The sequence below is a fragment of the Saccharomonospora halophila 8 genome, assembly GCF_000383775.1.
Taxonomy (GTDB): domain Bacteria; phylum Actinomycetota; class Actinomycetes; order Mycobacteriales; family Pseudonocardiaceae; genus Saccharomonospora; species Saccharomonospora halophila.
In genome coordinates this window covers 56,142-66,087 of sequence record NZ_KB912527.1, presented here as the reverse complement: position 1 = coordinate 66,087, position 9,946 = coordinate 56,142, and the positions used below count along the sequence as shown (strand labels likewise).

The window sequence follows — 9,946 nt, the reverse complement described above, 5'->3', positions numbered from 1 at the left end:
TCGCCCGCTCGTGCGCGGCGACGGCGGCGTCGAGCTCCTCCCGCTCGGCGGCCTCGCGGTCCCGGGCCTGCTGCAGCGCCCGCTCGGCGGAGGCGATCCGCTGTTCCAGCGAAGCGTCCGGGTTTGGCTGCGGGGCCTTGGTGGTAGTCGATTGCTGTACCTGGACCGCACGCGGCTGGGCGGGTTGGGAGTCCGTGGCCGCGGTGGCGATGCCAGGTGTGGAAACGAGCGTCAGCGAAGCGAGCAGGGCCATCGGGGCGGCACGCTTCAGTTGGTGACGCGCACGCATGTGCGACTCCAATGATGTCGGGGAAACGGTGGCCGTCGGTGGGGGGCCGACGGGCACCCGGGTTCGGGGCTGTCGCGACTATGCGCAGCGGCGCGCGGGGCACTCCACAAAACTTGACGCTTGCCACAACGATTCGGTTACGGAATAGCTCCGAATCCCGTGGCGGTGCTTGACTGCATACTCTCTGCTGGTCAAGAGGGGGTGCCGACATCCGCGGGGTGGGCGGCGTGAGACGCGGGACCCCACGCGGGCGGGGTGGGGGACGGTCCGGGGCTCGAACGGGTCAACCCGCGGCGGGCGGTGGGGCGACGCCCGGTTGTGTGGGTACGGGACACGGATGGACCGCATCAGCGACGTATGGGGCACACGGACGCCGTTCGCCCGGGACGCGGCCTGGCCCGTACGCGTGGACACGCACCTGGACGACGGGGTCACCGAGGACGACGTGGACCGCTGGGTGCGGTCGGCCTGTGTGTTGTGCAGCAACGGGTGCGCCTGTGACATCGCCGTCTCCGGCGGCCGGATGGTGGGCGTACGCGGCCTGGCCGGGGACGTGGTGAACCACGGCAGGCTCGGTCCGAAGGGGCTCTACGGCTCGTGGCGGTGGAGCGGAACCGACCGGCTGACCCGCCCCCTGGTGCGCGAGGGCGGCGAACTCGTCGCCACCGACTGGGACACGGCGATGGATCGCGTCGTCGGCCGGTCCCGGCACCTGCTCGACGCGGTGGGCCCGCTGTCGCACGGCTTCTACACGACCGGCCAGCTCTTCCTGGAGGAGTACTACACCCTCGCCGTGCTCGGGAAGGGTGGTCTCGGCACCCCGCATATGGACGGCAACACCCGGTTGTGCACCGCGACCGCGGCGGCCGCGATGAAGGAGAGTTTCGGTTCGGACGGCCAGCCCGGCAGTTACACCGACATCGACAGCTGTGACGCCCTGTTCTGCTTCGGGCACAACATGCCCGAGACCCAGACGGTGCTGTGGACCCGCGTGCTCGACCGGATCGCGGGCGCCGACCCGCCCCGCGTCGTCGCCGTCGACCCGCGGCGCACCGCGGTGGCCGAGGCCGCGGAACGGACGGGCGGGGTGCATCTGGCGCCGTTACCGGGCACCAACCAGGCGCTGCTGAACGGCCTGGTGCGCGAGCTCGTCGTGCACGGGTGGCTGGACCGCGCCTACGTCGACGCGCACACGCTCGGTTTCGACGAGCTCGCCGAGACGGTGCGCGAGTACTCGCCCGAGCGGGTCGCCGAGATCTGCGGGGTCGCCGCCGACGACGTACGAGCCGCCGCCCGCGTCTTCGGCACCTCGGACCGGGTCCTGTCCACGGTGTTGCAGGGCTTCTACCAGTCGCACCAGGCCACGGCCGCGTCCTGCCAGGTGAACAACCTGCACCTGCTGACCGGACGGATCGGCAGGCCGGGGTGCGGGGTGTTGCAGATGAACGGCCAGCCGACCGCACAGAACACCCGGGAGTGCGGGGCCGACGGCGACCTCCCCGGCTTCCGCAACTGGCACAATCCCGAACACGTGCGCGAGCTGGCGCGGTTGTGGCGGGTCGACGAGCTGCGGATCCCGCACTGGTCCCAGCCGACGCACGCCATGCAGATCTGGCGTTACGCGGAACAGGGCTCGATCCGGTTCCTCTGGATCTCCGGCACCAACCCGGCCGTGTCGCTGCCCGATCTGGGCCGGGTGCGCGACATCCTCCGCGATCCGGACCTGTTCGTGGTGGTGCAGGACGGATTCCGCACCGAGACCACCGAGTACGCCGACGTGGTGCTACCCGCGGCGCTCTGGGGCGAGAAGCAGGGAACCTATACCAACGTCAACCGGACCGTGCATCTCTCGGACAAGGCCGTCGACCCGCCCGGTGCGGCGCGCAGCGACCTGGACATCTTCCTGGACTACGCCAAGCGGATGGACCTGCGGGACGACGAGGGCGGTCCGCTGATCCGGTGGAGCGACCCGGAGGGTGCCTTCGAGGCGTGGAAGGAGTGCACCCGCGGCAGGCTGTGTGACTACACGGGACTGTCGTACCCCTTACTCCGGGCGGGATCGGGAATCCCATGGCCGTGCAACGGGGAACACCCCGACGGGTGCGACCGGCTCTACGCCGACGGCGTGTTCCCCACCGACCCGGAGGTGTGCGAGAGCTTCGGGCACGACCTCGTCACCGGCGCGGCGTTCGGATCGCAGCGGTACCGCGCGGCACGACCCGACGGCCGCGCGTTCCTGCGCCACGCGCCGTACATCCCGCCGCCGGAGACTCCCACGGCCGAGCGGCCGTTCGCGTGCGTGAGCGGGCGCACGGTGTACCAGTTCCACACCCGGACGAAGACCGCCCGGTCCCGTCCACTGCACGAGGCGGCACCGGGTCCGTGGGTCGAACTGTCCCGTTCGGACGCGGACCGGCTCGGTGTGACCGAGGGTGACCTCGTCCGGGTGGAGTCCGACCGTGGCGCCCTCGACCTCCCGGCGCGGGTGGGCAGGGGCCGCGACGGTGTGGTGTTCGTCCCGTTCCACTACGGCTACTGGGACACCGGCTCCCCCTCGGCGCTCGACGGGGAGGCCCGGGCGGCCAACGAGTTGACCATGGACGGTTGGGATCCGGTGTCGAAGCAGCCGTACTTCAAGATCAGCGCGGTGTCGGTGACCCGGGTGTCGTCGGCCGACGGGGCGGCACCGGCACCGACGACGACCGCCTCGGCCCCCGCCGATCCGGCGGGGGCACCCGCCACCCGGGGTGTGGCGGCGGACGAGGTGACGGAGGACATCGCCCCGGTCGACCCACCACCGCACCCGCCGACGCCCCGGCACACCCCGAACCTGCCCCACCACTCGCACGAGGGCCGCTGACCATCCGACGACCGTGGAGGACGAATCGTGCGGTTACCCGAACACCTGGCGTTGCTGGTCGCCGCGGAGACCGCGCTCGCCGACGCCTTCACCGAAGTGGCCGACGGGCACGCCGCCGAGCCCGATGTGGCGACCCTGGGCTCGCGGTTCGCGGACCTCGGCCGCGCCCACGTGCGTCGTCTGGAGCCCGTGGTGGCGCACTACGGCGAGGCGGCGCTCGGTACCTCCCCGGTGGTCTCGACCCCCGGGGCCGAGCTTCCCGCCGGGCCGCGTGGCGCGGGCGCGGGTCTGGTGTGGGACTTGCAGAACCTCGTCGTGCGGGCTGCCCTGGTGGAGATCACCTGGACGGCCGTGGGTCAGGCGGCCCAGGCACTGCGGGACCGGGAGCTGCTGTGCATCACCGGCTCGTGTGTGGCCGACACCCGTTCGGCGGTGGCGTGGCTGCGGACCCGGATCGAACAGGCCGCCCCACAGGCGCTGATCGCGGCCGCGTGAGCGCCCGCGGCCGCGGACGTGCGTGGCCCGGACCGGCACGAGGAGGGTTCCATGTCGGAGACACCGGACGGTGCCCACGGTCTGCTCGGTGCCGCCGAACGCCGGTTCGGAAGGCCGGGCCGGGCCGGATACACGCTGGTCCTCAGCGCGGTGACACTCGGTATTGTCGGAGCCGTCGGCCTCGCGGCGGACCAGCCGTACGTGTTCCCGAGCCTCGGGCCGACCGTGCTGCTGTTCTTCGAGTCACCGCTGCGCAGGTCGGCGAGCGCGCTGTGCACGGTGGTCGGCCACGGTGTGGGGATGGCCGCCGGGATCGGGACGCTGTGGGCCTACGGTCTCGTGCACGCGCCGTCCGTGCTCACCGAAGGGTTGACGGTGCCGCGGGTGCTCGCGGCGGCCACCGCGGTGGGTGTGACCGCGTTCGTGTTGTTGGCGGTGCGTTGTCCGCACCCGCCCGCCGGGGCTACGACGTTGCTGATCGGCCTCGGGCTGCTCACCACCGGCGGTGAGCTGCTGACGATCGGGATCGGGGTCCTTCTCGTCACCGCGGTCGGGCTCGCGTTGAACCGGCTCCTGGGTGTGTCGCAGGCCGTCGTCCCACCTCGGGACCGGCGATGACGTCCGCTTCGCGGTGCCGCAGCGTCGACCGGGCCGGCCCCCGGGACGACAACTCATGGGCACGGAGCGTCAACTCGGCGAAGTGGAGTGTCAACTCACGAGCCGTCCCCGGTGCGAAACGCCCGGGCGCCGGGGGCGACGGCGGCGAGAGCGGGCGCGACGAAACACGCCGTGGCGCACACGCCGAGGACCGCGGTGGTGCCGAAGGTCGCGATGGCCGGGGCGATGAGGGCGAGGCCGACCGGGGCGAACCCGTAGGAGAACAGGAAGTCGAGCGCGGACACCCGGGCCAGCTTGTCCGGCGCGATCTCCCGTTGGGTCGCGGTGAACCACGGGACGTTGAACAGTTCGATGCCGATTCCCGCCACGAGGTAGGCGCCGAGAACCGCGGCCGGGTGTACGGGCAGCAGCAGGCTCAGCGGTGCGAAGCCGTAACAGGCCAGCGCGGCCAACGCGGCGTGGCCCTGGGCACGCGGCCGCCACCGGGCGATGACCAGCGCCCCGAGCAGCGCTCCCGCCGTGTAGGCGGTGAGCGCGCCGGCCAGTACCGCCTCGGTACCGAACGTGTCCCGGCTCACCAGGGGCAGCGCCACGCCGGTCGCCGAGTATCCCGTGGCGATCACGGTGGTGAGCGCCGCGAGTGCGGCGAGGAACCACGGGTGCCGTCGCGCCTCGGTGAGGCCGTCCCGGAAATCGGCGAGGACGTGACCACGTCGGGCCGCCTCTCCGGTCGTGCCCGAGGTCGGTGTGTGCTTCCGTGGCCGCGGCGGTAGCACCGCCGCCGCGGCCCAGAGCGCGGCCGTGGCGAGTACCAGTGTGGTGGTGTCCACCACGTAGGCCAGAAGTGCGGCCATTCCCGGCGCGAGCAGTGTGGTGACCCGGACCGCGAAAGTGATCGCCGCGTTCGCCCGCTGTCGCCGGGGTGGATCCACCACCTCCGCCGTCAGTGCCTGGAACGCCGGCCTGCACGCTCCCTGACCGATGCCGACACCCGCGGCCGCGGTGGCGGTGAGCCAGGTCGACTCGCCCATCGCCAGGGCGACGACCGGTGTCGCGGCCGCGGCGCAGGCCCCCGCGGCGAGCACCACGCCGTGCCGGGAGTACCGGTCGCGAGGACACCGCCCACCGGTACCGCCACGAGGAACCCCACCGTGCGTGCCGCCAGCACCAGACCGAGCGCCGGGGCGGTCAGCGTGTCGTCGAGCACCGCGAGCCCCAGCAGAAACGGCAGCGCCCAGGTGGCCAGTCCGGACGCGGTGGTGGCGACCCACAACCGGACGAATGCGGGTTCCCGCATGGGGGAGCGGGAGCGGACGGATCGGGTGCTCGTCGGATCCGCGGGGGAAGTCGGGGTCACGCTGAAGGTCCCTCCTGTTCGTCCGGTGGCCGCGTGCGTGTCTCGACGACGGCCGCGTCGACTCTAGACGAAAATGATTATCATTTGTAGCATCCTGTCGGAGCTCGTCGGGCGACCCGCGGGACGACGGACGCATCGCCGGGGCCGGGAGTCGAGTCGGGACGAGGGAAAGGTCGGTGGCCGGACGTGACCACGACAGCGCAGGCGCCACCGACGGCGCCGAACCCGGGACGCGAGTCGGACCACGGCCCGGCATCCGGGAGACGGATCGCCGTGTGGGTGGTGGTTCTGACCGCGGTCCTCGGCGTGTCGATGGTGGCCGCCGTCGCGCTCGGAGCGACCGTGATCCCACCCTCCGACACGGTGCGCCATCTCACCGCGGCACTGACCGGGGGAACCGTGCCGGCGGAGGACAGCACGACGTACCAGATCGTCTGGCAGGTCCGGACCCCTCGCGTCCTGCTGGCCGCCGTGGTGGGCGCGGGGCTCGCCGTCCTGGGTGTCGCGGTACAGGCGATGGTGCGCAACGCGTTGGCCGACCCGTTCATTCTCGGCGTCTCATCGGGGGCCTCGGTGGGTGCGAGCGCGGTGGTCGCGTTCGGACTGTTCGGGGGGCTCGGTCTCTACGCACTGTCGACCGCGGCCTTCCTCGGTGCGCTCGGGGCGTCCGTGCTGGTGTACGTCGCCGCCCGTGGCCGGGGCGGGCTGACCCCGTTGCGGCTCGTGTTGACCGGCGTGGCGCTGGCCTACGGCTTCCAGGCGCTGATGAGCGTGATCGTGTTCTTCGCGCCGTTCGGCGACGCGGCGCGGTCGGTGCTGTTCTGGCTGCTGGGCAGCCTCGGCGGCGCGACCTGGGGATCGCTGCCGATCGCCACGGTGGCTGTCGTCGGCGCGGTCGTGTGCCTGCTCGGCCGCGCCCGCGCGCTCGACGTGCTCTCCCTGGGCGACGAGACCTCCGCGGGGCTCGGCGTGGACGCCGAGGCCTTGCGCAGGCAGCTGTTCGGGTTGACCGCCGTGGTCACCGGTGCGCTCGTGGCCGTCAGCGGGGCGATCGGCTTCGTCGGGCTCGTTCTGCCGCACGTCCTGCGCATCCTCGTCGGAGCCGGGCATCGGCGGGTGCTGACCGTCGCACCGTTGGCCGGTGCGGTGTTCCTCGTCTGGGTGGATCTGGCTTCCCGCACGGTGTTCGCCCCGAGGGAGCTGCCGCTCGGGGTGATCACCGCACTGATCGGGGTTCCCGTGTTCGTGGTGCTGCTGCGCCGGCGCGCCTATCTGTTCGGAGGAGGGCGTTGATGCGGGTCACCCTCGACGGGATCACGGTCGAGCTGGCGGGAACCACCCTGCTGGACGGGTTGGACGTGCGGGTCGCCCCGGGCGAGGTGCTCGGCTTCGTGGGGCCGAACGGGAGCGGCAAGTCGACCGCGCTGCGTACGGTGTACCGGGCGCTGCGGCCCAGTGCGGGCGCGGTGCTGCTGGACTCCACCGACCTCGACGACCTCCCGCCACGGGAGCGCGCCCGCCGTGTGGCCGCGGTGAGCCAGGACGAGCACGCCGATCTCGACTTCACCGTCGCCGAGCTCGTCGCGCTCGGCCGGTATCCCCACCGAAGCGGTGGACGACCCCTCGGCGGCGACGAGTGGGAACACTGTCACCGGGCCATGCGGCTGACCGACACCATGCACCTGGCCGAGCGGGGTGTGCTGTCGCTGTCCGGCGGGGAGCGCCGACGGGTCTTCCTGGCGCGGGCTCTCGCGCAGGGGACCCCGGTGCTCGTGCTGGACGAGCCGACCAATCACCTCGACATCCGACATCAGCTCGAACTGCTGGCCCTGATCCGCGACAGCGGCCTGACCGTGCTCGTGGCCCTGCACGACCTGAATCTCGCCGCGGCGGTGTGCGACCGGATCGCCGTGTTGGCCCGCGGCAGGCTCGTGCGGAGCGGCCCGCCCGGTCAGGTGCTCACGCCGGATCTGGTCGAGCGGGTGTTCGGCGTGCGTCCCGTGGTGGTGCCGCACCCGGACACCGGAGTCCCCCAACTGCTGCACACCCCGACCCCACCACCGAATGAGGAGAGGACCCTCCGATGAAACGACGTCCGCCCGCAGTGGCACCACTGTCCCTGCTGCTGACCGTCTGTCTGCTCGCCGCGTGCGGCGCCGAGGTACAGACCGAGGCCGAGCGGGGACCGGCCCCGGTCACGATCGAGAACTGCGGTCAGCGCCTCACCTACCCACTGCCCGAACGCGCCGTGGCCTACGACATGAGCAGCACCGAGAAGATGTTCGCCCTCGGACTCGCCGACCGGATGCGCGGCATCGTGATGCCCAGCACCGCCGACCCGTCGGTGCGCCGGTCGCCGTACCGCGAGGACTACCGGGCGGTGGAGACGCTGTCCACCGATGTGCTCTCGTTCGAGACGGTGGTGGCCGCCGAGGCCGACTGGGTGCTGGCGGGCTGGAACTCCGGATTCAGCGAGTCCCGGGGGATCACGCCCGAGAAGCTGTCCTCCGTCGGGATCCACAGCTACCAGCACACCGAGAGCTGCTTCGACTACGGTGACGACCCGGTCCGAGTGCCACCGCTCGAAGCGCTCTACACCGACCTGCGGCAGATCGGCCGCATCTTCCACGTCCGACAGCGTGCCGAGGAGCTGGTCGGGAACCTGCAAGAGCGGGAGCGGGCACTGCGCGCGGCCGCACCCGACGGGGACCCTACCCCCGTGTTCCTCTACGACTCGGGCACCGACAAGCCGTTCACCTCGGGAAACCAGGCCGCGCCGGAGGCGATCATCGAGCTGGCGGGCGGACGCAACATCTTCGGCGACCTGAACCAACGCTGGACCACGGTCGGCTGGGAGAGCGTGGTGTCCGAACAGCCCGAGGTCATCGCCGTCGTGGACTACGGTGACCGCCCCGTCGAGGAGAAACTGGACTTCCTGCGTTCGCACCCGCCGCTGTCCGACACCCCCGCCGTACGGAACGACCGGTTCCACGTCCTCGACTACGGGCGCGTGGTCAGCGCACCGGGCAACCTCGATGCGGCCGAGGATCTCGCCGGGTACCTCCGCTCGATCGGCCGCTGAGTACCGCCCCCGAGGACCGCCGCCGAGGACCGCCGCCGAGTACCGCGGACGACCGACCGGCACCTGACCACACCGCAGTACCACCGGACCGAGTGGTCCGGGAAAGGAGTCCAGCGTGGACCGCGCACTGATCGACCGGCTACCGCCGCCGCTGCCCACCGAACGGATCATCGCCCTCAACCGCCCCAAGACCGACCTCGCCGAGCACCGGGAATACGAGTGGAACGGGTGGCGCTTCGACGTGCCGCCGGGCGTGTTCCTTCCCGGAGCTACCAGCCGGATCATCCACGACCGGCTGCTCGACGGCACGATCGACGTCCGGAACCGCTCCTACGCCGCGATGGGCGTCGGACTGGGTGTGGAGGCGGTGATCGCCGGCCTGCGCGGGGCCCGCACGGTGTTCGCCGTCGACGTGCATCGGGTCAGTGTGGACACCACGCGACGCCACTACCGGCGGTTGGTGGCCGAGCCGGACGACGACTCCCGGTTCGTCGGCGTGGTCTCGGACGCCTTCGACGCGTTCGGCGAGGACACCCGGCTGGACGTGGTGACGTTCAACCCACCCGCCGTGCGTGCGCGGGTCAGCGACGATCCCGACGTCGTGCGCAACGTCTGCGTCGGCGCCCCGCTGGTGGAACGGTTCTTCGACCAGCTCGTCGGGGGTGCGCTGCTCGCGCCCGGTGGCGAGGTGTACGTCGTCGTGTCCAACACCGCCGATCTGCGCGCCGTCGTCGGCGCCGGGGCCGACCGTGGCCTCTCCGCGGAGGTCGCCCTGTGCCACGACTGGGGTGACGGGGTGCTCACCTACCTGTTCCGCTTCCGGCAGGGGAGTCGTGCGTGACACTGGACGAGCTGTTCTCCCAGGCGCGGTCGGGTTCGCTCGGCCCGGTTCCCGACGACATGACCGCCACCAGCGTGTTCTGGTTGCAGCACGGCACCCGGCTGCCCGGTGCGGAGAGCACGTCCCTGACCCGGTACGTCGTCGTCCGGGTCGGCACGGTGTTCGGCGCCTGTGCGTTCGAGGCGGGCGAAATCGATCCCGAAGTCTGCGCGCGGCACTCGGGACGCGCGGTCGGCTCGCTGCTCGACGACGCGCCACCGGCGGTGCGATTGGCGGCCCTGGACGCCTATCTCGCCTCTGTCACCCCGCACCCGGCCGATCCGCGCGCCGAGGCGGTGACCCTGCCCGCCGGGACTCCGGGGGAGAAGGCGCGGGCCCGGGACGCCGCCGTCGCCGGGCTCCTG

7 protein-coding genes and 3 pseudogenes are annotated in these 9,946 nt (G+C 72.0%); 8 read left to right on the top strand and 2 right to left on the bottom strand.

Annotation, left to right across the window (positions count from 1 at the left end; translation table 11 throughout):
* Positions 1-289, bottom strand: a pseudogene (locus SACHA_RS26065) (M23 family metallopeptidase); the annotation flags it as partial.
* Between the two features lie 337 nt (positions 290-626).
* On the opposite strand from SACHA_RS26065, the gene SACHA_RS0108670 reads away from it, so the two are divergent.
* From SACHA_RS0108670 to SACHA_RS0108660, 3 genes are read left to right on the top strand one after another with little or no spacing between them, the layout of a single operon-like run.
* On the top strand, positions 627-3,149 hold the full coding sequence (locus tag SACHA_RS0108670) for a molybdopterin oxidoreductase family protein (protein ID WP_019808874.1): 2,523 nt from the start codon (positions 627-629) through the stop codon (positions 3,147-3,149).
* Between the two features lie 27 nt (positions 3,150-3,176).
* Complete coding sequence (locus tag SACHA_RS0108665; RefSeq protein ID WP_019808873.1) at positions 3,177-3,644, top strand: hypothetical protein; 468 nt, start codon at positions 3,177-3,179, stop codon at positions 3,642-3,644.
* A 51-nt stretch (positions 3,645-3,695) separates the two neighbouring features.
* A complete protein-coding gene (locus SACHA_RS0108660) occupies positions 3,696-4,262 on the top strand; it encodes an HPP family protein (RefSeq protein WP_019808872.1) in 567 nt (188 codons plus the stop codon).
* 95 nt (positions 4,263-4,357) lie between these two features.
* On the opposite strand, the pseudogene SACHA_RS21095 reads toward SACHA_RS0108660, so the two are convergent.
* Positions 4,358-5,559: pseudogene (locus SACHA_RS21095) on the bottom strand (MFS transporter).
* Positions 5,560-5,931: 372 nt separating this feature from the next.
* Here SACHA_RS21095 and SACHA_RS0108650 point away from each other — a divergent pair.
* The 5 genes and pseudogenes from SACHA_RS0108650 to SACHA_RS25140 all read left to right on the top strand — a co-directional run.
* Entirely contained in the window at positions 5,932-6,912 is a 981-nt protein-coding gene (locus tag SACHA_RS0108650; RefSeq protein ID WP_083935814.1) for a FecCD family ABC transporter permease, read from the top strand.
* Positions 6,912-7,706 (top strand): ABC transporter ATP-binding protein, encoded by a 795-nt coding sequence (locus SACHA_RS0108645; protein ID WP_019808869.1) that lies wholly within the window; start codon positions 6,912-6,914, stop codon positions 7,704-7,706. Before SACHA_RS0108650 ends, SACHA_RS0108645 begins: the two co-directional genes overlap by 1 nt.
* The gene (locus tag SACHA_RS0108640; RefSeq protein ID WP_232211842.1) at positions 7,703-8,701 is read left to right on the top strand and encodes an ABC transporter substrate-binding protein; all 999 of its coding nucleotides are present in this window, start codon (positions 7,703-7,705) and stop codon (positions 8,699-8,701) included. Before SACHA_RS0108645 ends, SACHA_RS0108640 begins: the two co-directional genes overlap by 4 nt.
* A gap of 115 nt (positions 8,702-8,816) precedes the next feature.
* Positions 8,817-9,542 (top strand): class I SAM-dependent methyltransferase, encoded by a 726-nt coding sequence (locus SACHA_RS0108635; protein WP_019808867.1) that lies wholly within the window; start codon positions 8,817-8,819, stop codon positions 9,540-9,542.
* Positions 9,539-9,946 (top strand): annotated as a pseudogene (locus SACHA_RS25140) (Rossmann-like domain-containing protein); the annotation flags it as partial. The gene SACHA_RS0108635 and the pseudogene SACHA_RS25140, both read left to right, overlap by 4 nt.

What these genes read in the sequence shown, in the direction of transcription:
- SACHA_RS0108670 (WP_019808874.1), top strand. Translation starts at nt 627, where the DNA reads ATGGACCGCATCAGCGACGTATGGGGCACACGGACGCCGTTCGCCCGG.
- SACHA_RS0108660 (WP_019808872.1), top strand. Translation starts at nt 3,696, where the DNA reads ATGTCGGAGACACCGGACGGTGCCCACGGTCTGCTCGGTGCCGCCGAA.
- SACHA_RS0108650 (WP_083935814.1), top strand. Translation starts at nt 5,932, where the DNA reads ATGGTGGCCGCCGTCGCGCTCGGAGCGACCGTGATCCCACCCTCCGAC.
- SACHA_RS0108645 (WP_019808869.1), top strand. Translation starts at nt 6,912, where the DNA reads ATGCGGGTCACCCTCGACGGGATCACGGTCGAGCTGGCGGGAACCACC.
- SACHA_RS0108640 (WP_232211842.1), top strand. Translation starts at nt 7,703, where the DNA reads ATGAAACGACGTCCGCCCGCAGTGGCACCACTGTCCCTGCTGCTGACC.